The organism is Sulfitobacter sp. EhC04 (assembly GCF_001650875.1).
Classification (GTDB): Bacteria; Pseudomonadota; Alphaproteobacteria; order Rhodobacterales; family Rhodobacteraceae; genus Sulfitobacter.
In genome coordinates this window covers 57,240-76,106 of the sequence record NZ_LXYI01000047.1, presented here as the reverse complement: position 1 = coordinate 76,106, position 18,867 = coordinate 57,240, and the positions used below count along the sequence as shown (strand labels likewise).

Here is an 18,867-nt window from a genome sequence, read left to right as displayed (position 1 = left end):
GTCGTGCGCTGGTCCGCCAAGCAGGAAGCGCAGTTTCAGGGGCTTTAACGCGCCAAACTCTTTGAAGAGTTTGGACCGGAAAATTTGAATTTTCCGCCTGCTGCGGCCCGCGCTGTGCCGGACAACCAAAATTCTTTGAAGAATTTGGGCCGGAAAATTCGAATTTTCCGGCCCCCGGACCATATGGTTCGGCATCCCCCTAACGGAGCATCTTCCATGACCCTTGTCATTCTCTACATCGCCACCTTTGTCTTGTTCATGGGGCTCGACTACCTGGGGCTGACCAACCTGATCAAACCCGTCTTCGAGCGTGACATCGGCCCGCTGCTGCTGGAGAATTTCCGCATCGGTCCGGCGGTGGTATTCTATGCCTTCTACGTGGGCGTCCTGCTGTGGTTCGTCTCCTGGCCCGCCCTGACGCAGGACAAGAGCCTGTTGTGGGTTCTGGGCAATGCGGCGCTGATCGGTGCGATGGGCTATGGCACCTATGAGTTCACCTCGCTTGCCGTGATGAAGGACTGGACCTGGCAGATGACACTGACCGATGTCACCTGGGGCACCTGTCTGACGGCGGTGGCGGCCACGGGTGGCGTCTGGGTGGCGCGGTTGGTCGGCTGATTTCAGGCCCCGGTTTCCGAGGCCCAGCGCCAGGCGCCGGGGGCCAGGTCGTTCAGTTCCCAATCCCCGATCCGCCAGCGGATCAGCCGCAGCGTCGGCAGGCCCACATGGGCCGTCATCCGGCGCACCTGGCGGTTGCGGCCCTCGCGGATGGTGATGCGCAGCCAGGCGTCCGGCACGGACTTGCGGAACCTGACCGGCGGGTCGCGGTCCCACAGGGTCGCGGGCGCCTCCACCCGGGTGATCTCGGCGGGGGCCGTCTTGCCGTCTTTCAGCGTCACGCCCCGGCGCAGCGCATCCAGGGCCGTCGCATCGGGCCGCCCCTCCACCTGCACCAGATAGGTCTTGGGGCGCTTGTACTTTGGATGCGCGATGCGGGCCTGCAAGGCACCGTTGTCGGTCAGGACCAGCAACCCCTCGCTGTCCTTGTCGAGCCGTCCGGCGGGGTAGAACCCCGGTTCCGCGATGAAGCCTGACAGGGTCGGGCGGGCCGACCCTTCGGTGCCCTTGTCGGTGAACTGCGACAGCACGCCGAAGGGTTTGTTGAACAGGATGACCCGGTTCATGGGGTTTCTGGCGTCAGCATGGTGATCCCCACCGATGCGGCGCGGGCCAAGTCCTCGTCCAGCGACATCGGGATGTATTCACCACGCCGCCACAACTGCGCCAGATCGTCGTAGTGGCGCGACAGGAAATGCCCCGACTGCCCGGTCGAGGTGATGAAGACCGATGAATTGGGGTCGGCAAAGTCGTAGACCCCCCGGTAGCCTGCGCCATGCACGTTGTTGAACGGATCGGGCAGGCTGCCCTTGGTCAGGCCCCGCTGCAGGGTGTTGTCGCCGCCGGAGGTCGATTGCCGGATGTTGACGAAATAGCGCAGCACCGGGACCTGGCCCAGCACCGGATGATCATGGGTCGCCTGATGCGCATCGCCCCAGCGCAGGGATTCCAGTTGCGATCCCCAGTTTTCGTTGATCCAGAGCAGCGCATCATCCAGCGCCAGCCGCGCCATGTCGGGGCAGGTTTCCACCGGGGCGGACTGGCGCACGTCGCACCAGACGGATGCGCCCTCGACATCGCGGAACGCGCGTTCGATGAACAGCGGCTCCACATGGGTGAATTCGGCGGCCAGCGGCCCCAGATCATCCTGGATCAGCCGCGCCTGCAAGGCGCGCAGCCAGGCGGCATAGATCAGCGGCTCGGGCAGATGTTCGTTCATCTCGCCGGACCATTCGGCCAGCAGGTTCAGCGCGCGCTGGCGCTGGCGTTCGGCGGTGCCGTCGGGGGCGGCTTCCTCGGTGAACCACAGTTCCGCCCCGATCAGCGGCAGCAGCGACCGCGCGGTAAAGCTGACGGTATCAAGCTGCGCCTCGATAAAGCTGTCGCGGGTATGGACCTGGCGGCCCTGCATCAGACGCTGCCAGCGCTGCACCCGCTGGGTATCGCCCCAGAGGTAGGAGACATGGTTTGGAAACGGGCGGTCCACGGTCTTGTTGTTGGTATTGCCCAGAATGCCGCCCACGGGCGCGACAAAGGCGGGGTTGGCGGTAAAGGGCATCACCCCCTGCCAGCGGTTCGCGGCAATCCACCCCGGCGAGGGCAGCCGCCCCTTTGACTGATGTGCCGGGTCCCGGCGGGGCAGCGCGCCGATGGTCTTCATCGCGATCTGCTGGCGGTCCACCAGCATCAGGTTCTGCGCCGGCGCGATATAGCGTTCCGAGGCGCGGATCGCGTCAGCGATGGATTTCGCCTCCATCAGGTCGAGCGCCGCGCCCAGCGAGGTGTCCTTGGCGCTGAGCACTGTCCAGCTGACAGAGGCGACATGGCCGGGCGGGGTGATACTGGCCAGATTGTAGAGGCTGCCGGGCAGCACCGGGCCATTGTCGGTCCAGCGCAGTGTCACGGTGACGGGATCGCCGTCCTTGACCGTGATGATGGAGGACCGGGTGACAAAATCCTTGAAGCCTTCCGGTGTTCGGTATTGTTCGCCATCATCGGGGTTCAGCGCCTCGATGTGCACGTCCTGATCGTCCACATAGGCCGAGGTCAGACCCCAGCCCAGCGTGGCGGAGCGGCCCGTGAGCACCACCGGAATCCCCGGTATGGTGCCGCCGATGACCCCGCCCGAGGCCAGTTCCATCCGCGCCAGATACCAGATCGCCGGGGCGGTAAAGCCCAGATGCGGATCGTTGGCCAGCAATGTCCCCCCGGAGGCAGAGCGCGAGGGGGCCGCCGCCCAGGCATTTGACGCCCCGGCAAAGGCGCTGTCCTTGAACGGCGACAGCGGGTGCGGATCGAGGGGGATGTTCCTGGCAAAGCGGGGCGCGCCGGGCACGAGGGCGGCATATTCAGGCAGGGCCGCAATGCCGGGGCCGGGCACATCGGGCAGGATGTCGCGAAGCCGGTCCGGGTCCGCGAGGGCCAGCGATACACGGGCGCGGGTCACCTCCGCCTGAAGGTGCCCTGACAGTTGCAGGCCCATCAGCTTGGCAATGGCGATGGAATCGGCAGGCCGCCAGGGGGCCATGGGGGCGTTGAACAGCAGCATCTCGGGCGCGCCGCGCCCAAGCGCTTCCGAGTTGATCTGTGCGATCCGCGCATTCACCCCGGCGGAATAGGCTTCCAGCTTGGCACGGGTGGCGTCATCCAGCGCGTCGACCGATTGCACCGACAGCCGATAGATGTCCAGTCGCCGCAAAAGCCTGTCGGTGGTCAGCGTGCTCGCACCAAAGACCTCGCTCAGCCGTCCCTGGGCGGTGCGGCGCAGGGTGATCATCTGCCACATGCGGTCCTGCGCATGGGCAAAGCCGAGGCCAAAGAACACATCCAGGTCGTCGCTGCCGAAGATATGCGGCACATTGGCATTGTCGCGCACGATCTCGACCGGGGCGCGCAGCCCGGCCACCTCGACCGTGTCGTTGTAATCGGGCAGGGACCGCGACGCGAGCCAGTAGACAAGCGACACCACCACCACGCTCAGCACGATCAGGGCAGCGGTGATCCGTACAAGCCAGCGAAAGACAGTGACCATGAAGCGCTCCGAGGGGACTGGCGCGATTGACCAATGCGCGCAGGGTGATAGGTAAAACTCTGACTAGCGCAACTGATGGACAAGGAAAAGCAGATGACAAAACTCGCGTTTTTGGGGTTGGGGGTGATGGGCGCGCCGATGGCGGGGCATCTGCAAAAGGCCGGGCATGACGTGACCGTCTATAACCGCACTGCGGCCAAGGCCGAGGATTGGGTCAAGACCCATGGCGGCGCGATGGCGAAAACGCCGCGCGCGGCGGTCAAGGATGCCGAAGTCGTGATGGCCTGCGTCGGCAATGACGACGATCTGCGATCGGTCTGCCTGGGCGATGACGGTGCCTTTGGCGGGATGACGGCGGGGGCGATCTTTGTCGATCACACAACGGTGTCGGCGGCGGTCACGCGGGAATTGTACAAGGCCGCCGATGCGGCACAGATCAGTTTCGTGGATGCGCCGATTTCGGGCGGGCAGGCGGGCGCGGAGAATGGCGCGCTGTCGATCATGTGCGGCGGCGACAAGGGCGCCTTTGACCGGGCACTGCCGGTGATGGAGGTCTGTGCCAAGATCTGCCGCCGCATCGGTGAGAGCGGGGCCGGCCAGATGACCAAGATGTGCAACCAGATCGCGATTGCGGGTCTGGTGCAGGGCTTGTCGGAGGCGCTGCATTTCGCCGAGAAAGCGGGCCTTGATGGCCGCGCGGTGGTCGAGGTGATCAGCCAAGGCGCCGCCGGGTCCTGGCAGATGGCCAACCGCTATGAAACCATGCTGGACGATGAATTCGACCACGGGTTCGCGGTGGACTGGATGCGCAAGGATCTGGGGATCTGTCTGGACACCAGCGACGAGATCGGTGCCAGCCTGCCGGTCACCGCGCTGGTCGATCAGTTTTACAAGGACGTGCAGAAACTGGGCGGTGCACGTTGGGATACATCCAGCCTGATCAAGCGCCTGCGCGCAATTGGCTGAGCCCTGTCCCCGCGGGGACAGGGTTTAATCCTGCATTAATGTCATATTATCAGGTGGTTATAGGTCAAAGTTAAGGTCGAGCGCCGATCAAAATGCCGGTTTGACCTTTTTGTATTTGGCTTCGAGCACCTGAAAGTTCTCGTTGCCGCCTTTGCCTTCCTCGACCACCACCCAGCTGCCGCCTGGCTTCTTGGCGGTGACCTTGCAGCCGCCGGAACGGCACTTGATCTTGAGCTTCATGCCGTCGGAATATGTCCATGCGGCGTCTCCGGCCATTGCCGGTGTGGCGCCCAGACCAAGGGTGAGGGCGGTGGCGATAATTGCTGTCGTTTTGATCATTATGAGGTTCCAAATCTGTTGTTGAATGCGCCAAGGTTAGGTCTCGCCCCGGCGCTGTGTCAACATGAACAGAAATTGAACCGGATCAGGGAATGATACGCGTATACTTGGTGCCTTCCAGCGTGGCACCGATGCGCAGACCGGCGCGGCCAAAGACTGCCGCGAGAACCGGCGTCAGCACCGTTGTGGTATCCGCAGACACGCTGTCACCCTTGTCAGAGATCACATATTCCACGTCGGCACCGGCAGCCCAGCCGGGGGAGCGGCGGAAGTCGGTCAATGCGGCCTGGGTCATGAAGAACAGCACATGCGCATATTGCTGCGCGCCGATCTGCAAGCCGCCCGATCCCTTGACGACGGAATAGTAATCCACCGTGACATTGTCGATCAGCAGTGCGCCGCGCCCGTAGGCGCCGCCAAAGCCCAGCCCCGCCTCTGTCACCAGCGGCATGACCAGCATGCCATTGGCCTTTTCCGCAAGGCTGCGGGTGTTGGGATAGCTGCGGTACATTTCTTCGAGTGTCGCGCGCACACGCGCGTCGATGGTGCCGCTGCCCCGTCCGCCCACACCGTTGCCGCATGCCGCGAGTACAGGAGTTGCAGCCAGCGCACCAAAAGTGAACGCCCGCCGCGAAATCTGAGTGTTTTTCATGTTTATCTGCCCGTAAAAGTTGCCTGATGCCGGTTGGTCCGACTTGCTGGCAACTTTAAGCATAATTCCGCAGGTTGTCATGCCCTTTGGGCTTTTGGGCGAATTATTGCTGGGATTCGCAGAGTGGCAGCGTGAACCAGAAGTCGGTGTAGTCGCCCGGCACGCTGATAAAGCCGATCTCGCCGCCCAGGTGTTCGACGATCTGCTTGCAGATGCTCAGGCCCAGGCCGGTGCCGCCATGGTCGCGTGTCAGGGTGGGTGCGGCCTGCGCGAAGGGCAGGAAGATGGTAGAGCGGAAGGCTTCGGGAATGCCGCGCCCACGATTGCGCACGACCACCCGCGCCATGTCGTCCCGGCGGTCCAGTATCACTTCGACAGTGGTGTTGCTGTCGGCGAATTTCGCGGCGTTCGACAGCAGGTTCGACATGATCTGACAGATCCGTGCCGGCTCGACCGGGCAGTGCAGCGACCCCACGCGCAAGTCTGTGGCGACCGCGACCCGGTAGCTTTCGGCAAGCGGCCGGCTTTCTTCGACGGCAGCTTCGATCAGCTCGGCCAGATCATGATCGCCGGTTTCGATGTCCAGATTGCCTTTGGAAAATCTTTCAAAGTCGAGAATATCGCCAACAAGTGTCCCCAGCCGATCCGCATTCTGAAGCGATATTTCGATGAGGCGTTTCATGGGGTCCGGCAGGTCCTGATCTGCCGCCTGTGCCTGAAGCAGCTTGAGCGCGCCCAGGATCGAAGTCAGCGGTGTGCGCAGTTCATGGCTGACGGTGGCCACAAATTCGCTTTTCAGGTCTTGCAGGCGGTGCTGTTCGGAAACATTGACCACCTGGGCGATGAATTGCACGACCTGGCCATCTTCGTCGCGCACAGCAGCGATGCTCAGCAGACCCCAGATCACCTGGCCGTTTCTGTGCAGGAACCGCTGTTCCGCCTGATGATTGGACAGGTAGCCGGACTTCAGCCGCTCCATTTCCATCATCGTTTCGGCGATTTCATCGGGGTGCAGGATCATTGCAAGTCCCTTGCCCATGAGGACCGATTTGTCTTGACCAACAATGGCGCAGAAGGCGGGGTTCACCTCGAGCAATTTTCCGTCAAGGGTCATGATCGCCTTGCCGATCGGGGCATTGTCAAAGGCGGATTGAAACTGGTCCATGCTTTTGCGCAGCGCCAGTTCCGTCGCCTTGCGGTCGGTCACATCGACCTGGGCACCGACGATCCGGGTCGGATTTCCCTTTTCATCCCGCTGCGCCACGGAAAGATTGGTGCGGATCCAGCGCAGTTCACGGCGGTCGCGGGTGAACAGCCGGTATTCGCTGACAGTTCGGCTTTCGAGCCCCTGGGCCAGCCTGCGCATGGGCGCATCTGCGGCGTCCAGATCATCGGGGTGAACACGGGTGCGCCATTCCTTCTGAACATCCACGATTTCGTCGCGTGGCAGTTCCATCAGGTCGCGCCAGATGTCGGAGACATGGGCCTCCTTTGTGGTCGTGTCGAATTCGAACACCCCGATTCTGGCCCCGCGGATCGCGTTTTGCGCTCGCTCCAATTCGGCGTTCCGGGCGCGTTTTTGCGCCAGTTCCTCGGTCATTTCACGCAGCATGAGGGTATGGCGGGCCGGGGCATCCGGGTTGTTCCAGGCAGTGACATGAACGTTGAAGTGTCGCTGCACATTGTTGCGGTGCAGGCCCGCAACGTCGTGCAGGATGACCGAGTTGGCCGGGGGCACGATATGGGCATCCAGAAACGCGCTGTCCAGGCTTGGCAGAACGGACGTTATATCTGTCCCTGTCAACTGATCGGGCTCATATCCCATTAGGGAACATGCGGCCGGATTGCCAAGCAGAATCTCGCCCTCGTGCCCCAACACGATCACGGCGATTTCAACAGTGGCAATCGCCTGTGCCAACAAATCCTGTTCAACCATCACGTCAGGCCTTATCTTCGCGAAATTCAAAACGCGACCCTCCGCGCGATACTAGGAAATGAACAAATTCGGCCCGTGCAAATGAATTTGACGATACAGGCCGACTAACCCTTAGGTTGAGTAATGCCCGAAATCGTGTCTAAGTATAGGCCGATTTATGTCGGAATGTTGTTCTGGCGATTTTTATTAAGCAATTCTTGCAGTATATTGCTGTTTTCTAGTGCTTTGTACCGATCCGAGACCTGGATTTGTTTGCAGAGTGTAATAAATTCTACCAGTGCGGGAGCTTTTGCGGGAATCAGTGTCTTACTGACAAGATGTAAGGTGCCGCATGTAATCTGCGGCAGGGGCTATGCCGTGGCGTAACCTATGTCCGGGCGTGGGGGCAGAACCACCCGATGCCGGTTTCAGCCGCCGTTCAGCAGGCGCGCGGCGGCGGGGGCGAAATAGGTCAGCACCCCGTCGCAACCGGCCCGTTTGAACCCCATCAGGCTTTCCATCATCACGCGTTCTTCGTCGATCCAGCCGTTCTGTGCGGCGGCCTTGATCATCGCGAATTCTCCCGACACCTGATAGGCGAATGTCGGCGCGCCAAAGCTGTCTTTCACCCTGCGGCAGATGTCCAGGTAGGGCTGACCGGGCTTGACCATGACCATATCCGCACCCTCGGCCAGATCGCGGGCCACCAAACGCAGCGCCTCGTCGGCGTTGCTGGGGTCCATCTGGTAGGTCTTCTTGTCGCCGGTCAGCGCACCCGAAGCGCCCACCGCGTCACGGAACGGGCCGTAATAGGCGGATGCGTATTTTGCGGCATAGCTGAGGATCATCACCTGCGCATGGCCGCCCGATTCCAGCCCGGCGCGGATTGCGCCGATGCGCCCGTCCATCATGTCGGAGGGGCCGATGATGTCGGCACCCGCTTCGGCCTGGGCCAGCGCCATCTTGACCAGCGCCTCGACCGTGCGGTCGTTGACGATGATGCCGTCCTCGACAAAACCGTCGTGGCCGTTGATGTTGTAGGTGTCCAGCGCCACATCCGTCATCACCGCCATGTCGGGGAATTTTGCCTTGATCGCGGCAATCGCGCGGTTTGCGTGGTTCTGCGGGTCCCAGGCGCCGGTGCAATCCTCTGTCCGTTCTTCCATGCCGGTATAGGGAAAGATGCACATCGCCCCGATCCCCAGTGCGTCGGCCTCTGCCGCGGCCTCGACGATCTTGTCGACCGACCGGCGCATGACACCGGGCATGGACGGCACCGGCTCCTCTATCCCTTCGCCGGCGCGCACGAAGACCGGCCAGATCAGATCACCCACTTCAAGCGCGTTTTCGCGGACCAGCGCGCGCACAGCCGGGCTGACACGGGTCCGGCGCAGGCGCGCGGCGGGGAAGGGGGCGACGATGGGATTCATGCAAAAATACCTCAGTTTGCCAGACCACTTGCTTGGCATGAAAAAAGTGAGCCCTCAAGGGTAGGAATTGCCCGACGCCTTGGGTATGACCTGCGCACTTGTGATCCAGAGGACAAGACTTGGATTGGTATCAGACCCTATTCGAACTCATCGACATGCGGTCCTTTTCGAACCTGTGGTTCTGGATTGTGCTTGCGGTGACCTGGTCGACGGCCAGCCATTGGGTGTTGGGCGTGCCCTATGACATGGTGCTGCGCGCCCGCCGTCAGGGCGATCAGGCCGAGGTCGATCTGGAAGACATGGTGCGGATCAATGTAAACCGGCTGTTGTTCATCGCGCAGGTGTCGGGCCTGTGGATACTGGGGTTTGCCTGTTTCGGGCTGACCATGCTGGTGCTGCTGGGCTTTGTCTATGGCATGGAATTTGCGCAGGCGGTGTTCCTGCTGGCGTTTCCGCTGTCGCTGATCGGTGTGCTCAGCCTGTCCACCGCGCGGCTGATCCAGTCGGAAGGCGCAACCGGAGAGCGGCTGCGCAAGCGGCTGGCGCGGCACCGGCTTTATACCCAGATCATCGGAATGGTGTCGATCTTCGTCACTGCGATCTGGGGCATGTATCAAAACGTGGCGCTTGGCCCTCTGGGCGGTTGACAGCGCCCTGCGCGGGGCCAATTGGAACGACATGGGTAAGCAGAGCAAAATCACGCTGTCGGGCGTGCCCGAAGGCCATGATGCACGCGCCCTGCTGGACGAGGTCGCCAAGGGTGCGCCGGTCTTGCATGTGGCGCGCGATGACAAGCGGATGGCGGCGATGCAGGCGGCGCTGGCCTTTTTCGCGCCGGACATGCCGGTTGTCACCTTTCCCGGCTGGGATTGCCTGCCCTATGACCGGGTCTCGCCCAATGCCGACATCTGTGCGCAGCGCATGGCGACACTGGCGGCGCTGGTGCACGGGATGCCCGACAGGTTCGTCCTGCTGACCACGCTGAACGCCGCGACCCAACGGGTGCCTGCGCGCAGCGTGCTGCGCGAGGCGGCTTTTTCCGCGCGCGTCGGCAGCCGCATTGACGAGGCCGCGCTGCGGGCCTTTCTGGTGCGCATGGGCTTTGTACAAAGCCCCACGGTGACCGAACCGGGCGATTATGCCATCCGGGGCGGCATTATCGACATCTATCCGCCGGGCGATCTGGGCCCGGTGCGGCTGGACCTTTTTGGCGACGTGCTGGACGGCGCGCGGCGGTTTGATGCCGCCAGCCAGCGCACCACCGACAAGCTGGAGGTGGTGGAACTGGCCCCGGTCAGCGAGGTCATCCTTGACGAGGCCGCGATCACCCGGTTCCGGCAGAACTACCGCATCGAATTTGGCGCGGCGGGCACCGATGATCCGCTATACGAGGCGATCAGCGCGGGGCGCAAACATCAGGGCGCGGAGCATTGGCTGCCGTTCTTTCACGCAACGCTTGAGACGCTTTTCGACTATCTGCCGAAGGCCACGGTGACGATGGACGATCAGGTCACGCCCGCGCGGCTGGCGCGCTGGGACAGCATTGCCGATCAATACGAGACCCGCAGGCTGGCAATGGCGAACCGGTCGAAGATGGACAGTGTCTATAAACCGTCCCCGCCCGAGGGGCTGTATCTGGACGATGAGGCCTGGTTGCTGGCGACACAAGACCACCGGATGATCCAGTTCATGCCCTTGCCGCAGCCCACCGGGCCGGGGGTGCTGGATGCGGGCGCGCGCATCGGGCGCAGTTTCGCGCCCGAGCGGCAGCAGGAAGCCGTCAGCCTGTTTGGCGCGCTGGCCGACCACATCCGCCGCAAGATGGATGAAGGTCCGGTGCTGATCGCCAGCTATTCCGTAGGCGCGCGCGAACGCCTGACCGGCCTGATCGAGGACGAGGGGCTGGCAGAGGCGATCCCGGTGAAGAACGCCACCCGCATCGGCAAACGCGGATTGCATCTGGCGGTCTGGGCGCTGGAGGCGGGGTTCGAGGCCCCGTGGGAGGCAGCAGGACAGAGCGGCCGGATCACGGTGATTTCCGAGCAAGACGTGCTGGGCGACCGGCTGATCCGCGCGCCGCGCCGCAAGCGCCGTGCCGAGAATTTCCTGACCGAGGCGCAAAGCCTGACGCCCGGTGACCTGATCGTCCATGTCGACCACGGCATCGGGCGCTATCAGGGCATGGAGGTGATCACCGCCGCCGGGGCCGCGCATGAATGCCTGCTGCTGGAATATGCCGAAGGGTCAAAGCTGTATCTGCCGGTCGAGAACATCGAACTGCTGTCGAAATACGGCCATGAGGAAGGGCTGCTGGACAAGCTGGGCGGCGGGGCCTGGCAGTCCAAGAAGGCCAGGCTCAAGGAACGCATCCGCGAGATGGCGGACAAGCTGATCCGCATTGCAGCGGAACGTGCGCTGCGCAAGGCCCCGGTGCTGGAACCCCCCGTGGGGGCCTGGGATGCCTTCGCGGCGCGTTTCCCCTATACGGAGACCGACGATCAGCTGCGCGCGATTACGGATGTTGTGGACGACTTGACCAGCGGCAACCCGATGGACCGGCTGGTCTGCGGCGATGTCGGCTTTGGCAAGACCGAGGTGGCGATGCGCGCGGCCTTTGTTGCGGCAATGTCGGGGGTGCAGGTGGCGGTCATCGCCCCCACCACGCTGCTGGCGCGCCAGCATTACAAGTCATTCGCGGAGCGTTTCCGGGGGTTCCCGATCGAGGTCCGCACGCTCAGCCGGTTCGTATCGGCCAAGGAGGCGGCGCTGACCCGTGACGGCATGGCCAAGGGCACCTGCGACATCGTGATCGGCACCCATGCGCTGCTGGCCAAGGGGATCAAGTTCAACAACCTCGGCTTGCTGATCATCGACGAGGAGCAGCATTTCGGCGTGACCCACAAGGAACGGCTGAAGGCGCTGCGCACCGACATCCATGTGCTGACCCTGACCGCCACGCCGATCCCGCGCACGCTGCAACTGTCACTGACGGGGGTGCGCGACCTGTCGATCATCGGCACGCCCCCCGTGGACCGGCTGGCGATCCGCACCTATGTCAGCGAATTCGACACAGTCACGCTGCGCGAGGCGCTGCTGCGTGAGCATTATCGCGGCGGGCAGTCGTTCTATGTGGTGCCAAGGGTGTCGGACCTGCCCGAGATCGAAGCCTTTCTCAAGGAACAACTGCCGGAACTGTCCTATGTGGTCGCCCATGGCCAGATGGCGGCGGGCGAGCTGGATGACCGGATGAATGCCTTTTATGACGGCAAGTTCGATGTTTTGCTGGCCACCACCATCGTTGAATCGGGGCTGGATATTCCCACCGCCAATACAATGATCGTGCACCGCGCCGACATGTTTGGTCTGGCGCAACTCTATCAGATCCGGGGCCGGGTCGGGCGGTCAAAGACCCGCGCCTATGCGTATCTCACCACCAAGCCGCGCGCCAAGCTGACGGCAACGGCGGAAAAACGTCTGCGGGTGTTGGGCAGCCTCGACACGCTGGGGGCAGGGTTCACGCTCGCCAGCCAGGATCTGGACATTCGCGGCGCGGGCAACCTGCTGGGCGAGGAACAGTCAGGCCAGATGCGCGATGTGGGGTTTGAACTGTATCAATCCATGCTGGAAGAGGCGATTGCCAAGATCAAGGCGGGCGAGATGGAAGGCCTGTCGGAGGCGGATGAGCAATGGGCGCCGCAGATCAATCTGGGCGTGCCGGTGCTGATCCCCGAGGATTTCGTGCCGGACCTCGACGTGCGGCTGGGCCTCTACCGTCGCCTGTCCGCGCTGAGCACGAAGGTGGAGCTGGAAGGTTTTGCCGCCGAGTTGATCGACCGCTTCGGCAAGCTGCCGCGCGAGGTCAACACGCTGATGCTGGTGGTGCGGATCAAGGCGATGTGCAAACGCGCCGGGATCGCCAAGTTGGACGGCGGCCCGAAAGGGGCGACCATTCAGTTCCACAACGACAAATTCGCCTCTCCCGAGGGGCTGGTGGCCTTTATCCAGGACCAGCGCGGGCTGGCACGCGTCAAGGACAACAAGATCGTCGTGCGCCGCGACTGGAAATCAGAAGCCGACAAGATCAAGGGCGCCTTTGCCATCGCGCGTGACCTGGCAGAGCATGTGATTGCCAAGGAAAAGAAGGTCAGGAAAGTATCGTGACCGGCGCTGTCGTCGTGCGGCGCATTTGAAACAGGCGCGAACGCCGCCGACCCATTGGACCACCCCCAGCAAGGGGCGGATCATTCGGCCGGGGCAAAGCCCGCTTCGGTTCGCGCCAACAGCAGCATGAGGCCCCATGCGGCGCAGGCCATGATCAGAACGGACCCAAACAGCAAAGACACATCTGCGGCGAACATCAGCGCGACGGGCGAGGCAATCAGCACCGCCAGAACGGTCGAGATCGACCCGATGACAGAGGCCGCCATGCCCGCCATATGGCCCATCGGTTCCATCGCGATGGCATTGAGGTTGCCAAGCGTCAGCCCGGCCTGGGCAAAAAGACACAATTGCCAGAACAGGAAAGCGCCGAAACCCAGCACGCCGACCGACCCGGCGATCCCGGAAAAATACATGAATCCTGACAACAGGATCTGTCCGAACAAGGTCGCGCTGACCAGCCGCCGCATTCCGAGGCGTTCAACCAATACCGCATTGAGGATGCTCGATGCGCCCGCAATCACAGCCACGCCTCCGAACCAATAGGGGAAACTCTCTGCCCTGGCATAGACCTGCGCATAGACCGGCTGGATCAACATCAAGGTGCAAAAGAACATGGCCATGGCCATGGCCTGGACAACGATGGCCAACCGCACCGTCCGGTGCATCATGATCTCGCGGACCGCATCGGCCAAAAGACCCAGCCGCAGGGGGCGGCGGTCTTCTTTGCGCAGGGTCTCCGGCAACCGGATGGCCATCCAGATCACACTGATCGCAGAAAAGGCGACAAACGCCAGGTAGATCCCGCGCCAGTCCGACACTTCGATGATCAGCGACCCCAGGATCGGGGCCAGTGCCGGCACCAGGGTAAATACCAGCATGATGAAAGATACGATCTTGGCCATATCCCGGCCCGAGAAAAGATCGCGGACCACGGCGATGGCCACCACGCGGGGGCCTGAGGCACCCAATCCCTGAAACACCCGTGCGATCAGCATGGCTTCGAGCGAATGACTGGCCCAGGCCGCCATCGCGCCAATAATATATATCGCCACACCGCCAAAGATCACCGGACGGCGGCCAAAGGCATCCGACAGCGGGCCGGTCACAAATGTGCCCAATCCCATGCCAAATACAAAGGCGGTCAGGATCAGGGGCGCGCGATGTGCAAGTTCCGGTGACAATTCGCGCGAGATTTCCGGCAGCGCGGGCAGCATCGCATCAATGGAAAACGCGATGGAGGCGAACATCATCGCGATCAGTCCGACAAATTCTGCCCTGTGGATTGTCAGTTTTTGCTTTGGCTTTTCCACAGGGTACTCCGACAATTGTGCCGAAACAAAGACAGGCACGTTCCGGCGACTGGATAACTCATGGTTGAAGGTCAGACAACAACTTATAAAAATGGTCGTAAATTTTTAATGTTCAGGACGCCAGACGCGTCTGCGCGCAAGAAAATTCCGCTGCCGCTTCGGGCATCTCAAGCAGTTGAACAATGTCGCCCAAGCCCTGAAGTTCGACGAACGCCGGTACATCACCCAGCGCCAAGGCACCCACGTTGTAGTTCACGATGTCGGTGCGCAATTGGTCCCAGCACTCCTGCGCGATGACCCGCGACACAAAGCGCGAGCGTTCGAGCATTGCGCGCCGCTGATGATAGGGCAAGGCACAGTGGATTCCGCTGCGCAGACACAGTGCATCGGTGGCACAGCCCACGATCAGCTCGCGGCCAAGATGACCCAGATGGCGCAGCCGCGCGCTGTTTTGTGGCCCGATATCGTCAAATACACCATATGTCAGCACCACCCGGCAGGGCACATGGCCGATCATGCGCCGGTCCTCTGCACCGGGCCGGATTCCTTCAGCCAGATCGCCTGAACAGGTGAGGGTCGGGGGAAGAACACCGGCGCTGCCGCCGCTGCCCCGCCATCCTCGGACGGTGGAAGAATGATGAAAGCCTTGCCTGAATGCCATGCGGTATCGCCGTCCGGCGTCGCCTGAATGTCTGTCATTTTACCCGCTCAAACTGTTCTGCTCAGGGGTCTTTGCCCCATTGTGCCATCAGGTTAGGCCAGGGTCGGGGTGCTGGCAAAGCCCCGTTGCGACATGGCCGTCGGCTGTGGCCAATCTGCCATAGTCATGCCTTATTTGACTCGCGCTTTACGTGGCCGCAAGCTCCGAAATCACCCTGGCCCAAAGCTCGGGGGGCTGCGCACCGGGAACCGCGTGCTGGTTCGCCACGATAAAGGTCGGGACCGAGTTGATCCCCATCTGGCGGCTGTGGGCATCGCGGTCCTGTATGGCCTGACGGTCCTCGTCGGTTTGCAGCAGCCGGGTGACGACGCCTGCGTCCATCTCGATACCGTCTGCAATATCGGCCAGCACCTCGGCATCGCCGATGTCGCGCGCCTCCACGAAATAGGCCTTGAACAGCGCGGAAACTGCCGCTGTCTGACGGCCCTCGATCCCGGCCCAATGGATCAACCTGTGGGCATCCAGCGTATTGGGCGTGCGTGTCATCTGGTCGAAGTTGATCGTCAGGCCGGCCTTTTCGGCATGCTCCACGATCGGGGCATAGGCCCGCACCGCACCCTCCTTGCCGCCGAACTTGTTCTCAAGATAGGCGCGCCGGTCCATCCCTTCGGCGGGCATGTCCGGGTTCAGCTGGAACGGGTGCCATTCAATGATGAAAGGGTGGCCCGGATGGTCCAGCAGGGCCCGGTCAAGCTGGGCCTTCCCGATATAGCACCAGGGGCAGATCGGGTCTGACATGATATCAAGCTTGATCGGGTCCGGCATCTTTTCTGGCCTCGAATTCCGCGCGCAACCTGCGCCGCAAGAGCTTGCCATTGGCCCCGGTGGGCAGCGCGGCAAGGTGAATGTAAAGGCGCGGTTGCTTGTAACGCGCCAGCGTCTGTTCCGCATAACGGGCCAGTGCCGTGTCGTCCAGAGGGGCGGGCGCGGTGTAAAAGGCGGCGATCACGCTGACACCGGGTTTCACCTCCACCTCCGCCGCGCCCACCCCGGTCACGCCGGGGGCGGTGGCAAGCGCCGCCTCGACCTCCAGCGGCGAGACGCGAAACCCGCCCGCGTTCATCATGTCGTCGCGCCGCCCCAGATAGGTGATCTGCCCATCCGCATCCATCACGCCCTGATCGCCGGTCAGGAACCAGTCGCCCTGAAACCGCGATTCGGTCTGATCCGGCGCACCAAGATAGCCCAGCATCAGGCCCGGATCGCCGCGGTGAATGGCAATCGTGCCCACATCGCCGGTTGCGGCGGGGCCGGTTTCGGTCAGGATCGCCACCTGGCGTCCCGCCTGCGCGCGGCCCAATGCGCCGGGTGTCGCCGGATGGTCCGGGCAGCCGGAGATGAAGGTGGAACATTCCGACATGCCAAAGGCCTCGTAAACCGGCGTGCCGGTGGCCTTGGTCCAGGCGTCCCGCACCGCCGGGTTCAGCTTTTCCCCCGCGCTCAGCCCATGGCGCAGATCGGGCAGGGCAAGGCGGTCGCGTCCTTTCAGCAACTGCCGGTAAACGCCCGGTGCCGCCGCGAACAGGGTCGCGCCATGCCGCGCCATCAGGCCGGGCAGATCGGCGGCCTGGGTGCCGGGCGCGGGGATCAGCGCGGTGGCACCCCGCGTCCAGGGGTCCATCAACCCGGTCCCAAGCGTATAGGTCCAGTTGAAGGCACCGGCGTGCAACATCCGGTCATCCGGGCGCAGCCCGTACCAGCCGTCAAACATCATCTGCCGGGCCAGGATCGCACGATGCGCATGCATCACGGCGGTGGGTCTGCCGGATGTGCCGGAGGTATAGATGATATAGCCCAGCCTGTCGGGATCGCCCAGATGCCAGTCAACGGCGGGTAGGTCCCGCATGGCGCGCAGATCGTCCAGAGTGATGCGCGCCGGATGTGGCGGGCAGGGGACATCGGGATCGTGCAGGATGGCGGCAGGGCGCAGACCCGGCAACAGCCGGGCCACTTCACCCTTGGTCAGGGCGGCGGCGGTGGGCACCGGCACCAGCCCTGCGGCCAGCGCAGCCAGATAGGCGATCGGGAAATCAGGCGTATTGCCCAGACGCATCAGCACCACGTCGCCCGGCGCAAGGCCTGCCGCCAGCAATCCTGTCCCGGTGCCGCGTACCGCCCGCGTCAGCCGATCAAAGCTCCAGTTGTCGCATGTGTCTGCTGACAGCAATGACAGCGCCACCTTTTCCGGCGTGGCAAGACCCGCCCGCAGCACATGCTGCGCCAGATTGAAGTCGGTTTTTGCGGTCGTCTGTGCCATGCCACCGCGCTAGCCCAGCACGTGGCGCGTTGCAAGCACCGCCGCGTGGCGCTAAAGCATGGGAATGAGCCAAAACGCCAGCCTGATCGAGATTGCACGCGCCAGCGGTGACCCCGAAACCGCCCCGCCCCTGGACCTGGGCGCGCGGGTGCGCGAATTGCGCAAGGCGCGCGGCTGGACGCTGGAACAGGCGGCACGGCAGGCGGGGCTGGCCCGCTCCACCCTGTCAAAAATTGAAAACAGCCAGATGTCGCCGACCTATGAGGCGCTCAAGAAACTGGCCACCGGGCTTGAAATCTCGGTGCCGCAGCTGTTCACGCCGCCTGCTGCGGAAAAGATCAATGGCCGCATGGCGGTCACCAAGTCGGGCGAGGGCGCGGCCAAGGCCACCACCACATATGAGCACGAACTGCTGGGCGAGACGCTGCGCAAGAAACAGATGTTGCCCTATCGCGCGCGCATCCGCGCCCGCACGATGGAGGAGTTCGACGGCTGGGTGCGCCACGACGGCGAGGAATTCCTCTATGTGCTGACCGGCGTGATCATGCTCTACACCGAATTCTACGAACCGGTGGAAATGCGCCGGGGCGACAGCGCCTATTACGATGCCACCATGGGTCACAACGTGGTCTCCACCTCTGCCGAGGATGCGACGATCCTCTGGGTCACCTCGCTGGTCTGATTTTCTTTTTGGCCCTGAAAATCCCGGGTAGTCCTTTTGCTGCTTGCAGCGAAAGGACGGGGCAGAGCCCCCGGACAAAATCGAATGCGGCGCAGCCGCTCAATTTGCTACCTGTCGTCGAAAAGCGCGCGCAGGATGACATGGGCCAGTAACACCGCGACAATCTGCGCTGCGACGAAAGCCGCGATATGGCCCGGATAGATGCCTGCAAAAGTGTCGGAGAACCCGCGTGCGAATGTCACCGCCGGGTTGGCGAAACTGGTGGAGGCGGTGAACCAGTAGGCCCCGGTGATATAAAGCGCGACCAGCACCGGCACCGCCTCCTCGCGGTGTTTCAGACCGCCGAAAATGACGAACAACAGGCCAAATGTCGCGATGCCTTCGGAGAACCACTGCGCGGCACCGGTGCGGTGCATGGTCTGGCTGACCTGCAACACCGGCAGATCGAACATCAGATGCGCCGCCCAGACCCCCAGCACGGCCCCTGTCACCTGCGCTGCGACAAACAGCGGAGCTTCCCAGCCGGGCATCTCGCCCCGCAGGTAAAAGGCAAGCGTGACCGCCGGGTTGAAATGCGCGCCTGAAATCGGCCCCAGCACGGTGATAATGGCATAAAGCATACATCCCGTGGCAATGGCATTGGCCAACAGGGCGATTGCATCGTTCCCCTCGGCCAGGGCCGCCCCCATGATCCCCGATCCGATGACAGAGACCAGCAGCATCGCGGTGCCCAGCCCCTCGGCGGCAAGGCGTCTCATCGTCGCCACCTTGACAACGGGGAAGGG

At 62.9% G+C, this 18,867-nt stretch carries 18 protein-coding genes; 5 read left to right on the top strand and 13 right to left on the bottom strand.

What is annotated here, in order from left to right; all coding sequences use genetic code 11:
• Nucleotides 1-195: hypothetical protein (locus A8B82_RS24615; protein ID WP_235604737.1), on the bottom strand; the 195-nt coding region annotated here is incomplete at its 3' end.
• 21 nt (nucleotides 196-216) lie between these two features.
• On the opposite strand from A8B82_RS24615, the gene A8B82_RS19140 reads away from it, so the two are divergent.
• Nucleotides 217-618 (top strand): DUF2177 family protein, encoded by a 402-nt coding sequence (locus A8B82_RS19140; RefSeq protein ID WP_067296111.1) that lies wholly within the window; start codon nucleotides 217-219, stop codon nucleotides 616-618.
• A gap of 2 nt (nucleotides 619-620) precedes the next feature.
• On the opposite strand, the gene A8B82_RS19135 is transcribed toward A8B82_RS19140, so the two are convergent.
• Together A8B82_RS19135 and A8B82_RS19130 are read right to left on the bottom strand one after the other, a co-directional pair.
• A complete protein-coding gene (locus A8B82_RS19135) occupies nucleotides 621-1,184 on the bottom strand; it encodes a pseudouridine synthase (RefSeq protein WP_067296108.1) in 564 nt (187 codons plus the stop codon).
• A complete protein-coding gene (locus A8B82_RS19130; RefSeq protein WP_067296105.1) occupies nucleotides 1,181-3,649 on the bottom strand; it encodes a penicillin acylase family protein in 2,469 nt (822 codons plus the stop codon). Before A8B82_RS19130 ends, A8B82_RS19135 begins: the two co-directional genes overlap by 4 nt.
• 93 nt (nucleotides 3,650-3,742) lie before the next feature.
• Here A8B82_RS19130 and A8B82_RS19125 point away from each other — a divergent pair, with 93 nt between their 5' ends.
• On the top strand, nucleotides 3,743-4,615 hold the full coding sequence (locus A8B82_RS19125) for an NAD(P)-dependent oxidoreductase (RefSeq protein WP_067296133.1): 873 nt from the start codon (nucleotides 3,743-3,745) through the stop codon (nucleotides 4,613-4,615).
• 87 nt (nucleotides 4,616-4,702) lie between these two features.
• Here the strand turns inward: A8B82_RS19125 and A8B82_RS19120 are convergent, their stop codons facing one another.
• From A8B82_RS19120 to hemB, 4 genes are all read right to left on the bottom strand, one after another.
• The gene (locus tag A8B82_RS19120) at nucleotides 4,703-4,954 is read right to left on the bottom strand and encodes a hypothetical protein (protein ID WP_067296102.1); all 252 of its coding nucleotides are present in this window, start codon (nucleotides 4,952-4,954) and stop codon (nucleotides 4,703-4,705) included.
• Between the two features lie 85 nt (nucleotides 4,955-5,039).
• A complete protein-coding gene (locus A8B82_RS19115; protein WP_067296131.1) occupies nucleotides 5,040-5,606 on the bottom strand; it encodes a YSC84-related protein in 567 nt (188 codons plus the stop codon).
• Between the two features lie 103 nt (nucleotides 5,607-5,709).
• Entirely contained in the window at nucleotides 5,710-7,542 is a 1,833-nt protein-coding gene (locus A8B82_RS19110; RefSeq protein WP_067296092.1) for a PAS domain-containing sensor histidine kinase, read from the bottom strand.
• A gap of 407 nt (nucleotides 7,543-7,949) precedes the next feature.
• Complete coding sequence (hemB, locus tag A8B82_RS19105) at nucleotides 7,950-8,951, bottom strand: porphobilinogen synthase (protein ID WP_067296090.1); 1,002 nt, start codon at nucleotides 8,949-8,951, stop codon at nucleotides 7,950-7,952.
• A gap of 119 nt (nucleotides 8,952-9,070) precedes the next feature.
• Between hemB and A8B82_RS19100 the strand changes: the two genes are divergently transcribed.
• Both A8B82_RS19100 and mfd read left to right on the top strand, forming a co-directional pair.
• Nucleotides 9,071-9,598: a component of SufBCD complex gene (locus A8B82_RS19100; RefSeq protein WP_067296088.1), complete on the top strand. Its 528-nt coding sequence runs from the start codon at nucleotides 9,071-9,073 to the stop codon at nucleotides 9,596-9,598.
• 31 nt (nucleotides 9,599-9,629) lie between these two features.
• On the top strand, nucleotides 9,630-13,112 hold the full coding sequence (gene mfd / locus A8B82_RS19095; RefSeq protein ID WP_067296129.1) for a transcription-repair coupling factor: 3,483 nt from the start codon (nucleotides 9,630-9,632) through the stop codon (nucleotides 13,110-13,112).
• A gap of 80 nt (nucleotides 13,113-13,192) precedes the next feature.
• Here mfd and A8B82_RS19090 read toward each other — a convergent pair whose 3' ends face one another.
• From A8B82_RS19090 to A8B82_RS19070, 5 genes are all read right to left on the bottom strand, one after another.
• Nucleotides 13,193-14,422, bottom strand: a complete 1,230-nt coding sequence (locus A8B82_RS19090) for an MFS transporter (protein WP_235604736.1) — start codon at nucleotides 14,420-14,422, stop codon at nucleotides 13,193-13,195.
• Between the two features lie 112 nt (nucleotides 14,423-14,534).
• Nucleotides 14,535-14,939 carry a hypothetical protein gene (locus tag A8B82_RS19085; protein ID WP_067296087.1) on the bottom strand — a complete coding sequence of 135 codons (405 nt, stop codon included), beginning with the start codon at nucleotides 14,937-14,939 and terminating at the stop codon, nucleotides 14,535-14,537.
• On the bottom strand, nucleotides 14,936-15,121 hold the full coding sequence (locus A8B82_RS19080; protein WP_067296084.1) for a hypothetical protein: 186 nt from the start codon (nucleotides 15,119-15,121) through the stop codon (nucleotides 14,936-14,938). Before A8B82_RS19080 ends, A8B82_RS19085 begins: the two co-directional genes overlap by 4 nt.
• A gap of 148 nt (nucleotides 15,122-15,269) precedes the next feature.
• Entirely contained in the window at nucleotides 15,270-15,908 is a 639-nt protein-coding gene (locus tag A8B82_RS19075) for a DsbA family oxidoreductase (protein WP_067296081.1), read from the bottom strand.
• Nucleotides 15,886-17,400 (bottom strand): class I adenylate-forming enzyme family protein, encoded by a 1,515-nt coding sequence (locus A8B82_RS19070; RefSeq protein WP_067296078.1) that lies wholly within the window; start codon nucleotides 17,398-17,400, stop codon nucleotides 15,886-15,888. The genes A8B82_RS19075 and A8B82_RS19070 overlap by 23 nt, the downstream gene beginning before the upstream one ends.
• A 64-nt stretch (nucleotides 17,401-17,464) precedes the next feature.
• Between A8B82_RS19070 and A8B82_RS19065 the strand changes: the two genes are divergently transcribed.
• A complete protein-coding gene (locus tag A8B82_RS19065; RefSeq protein WP_443069348.1) occupies nucleotides 17,465-18,082 on the top strand; it encodes a helix-turn-helix domain-containing protein in 618 nt (205 codons plus the stop codon).
• Nucleotides 18,083-18,189: 107 nt separating this feature from the next.
• On the opposite strand, the gene A8B82_RS19060 is transcribed toward A8B82_RS19065, so the two are convergent.
• Nucleotides 18,190-18,840: an aquaporin gene (locus tag A8B82_RS19060; RefSeq protein WP_067296068.1), complete on the bottom strand. Its 651-nt coding sequence runs from the start codon at nucleotides 18,838-18,840 to the stop codon at nucleotides 18,190-18,192.
• Between the last annotated feature and the right edge of the window lie 27 nt (nucleotides 18,841-18,867).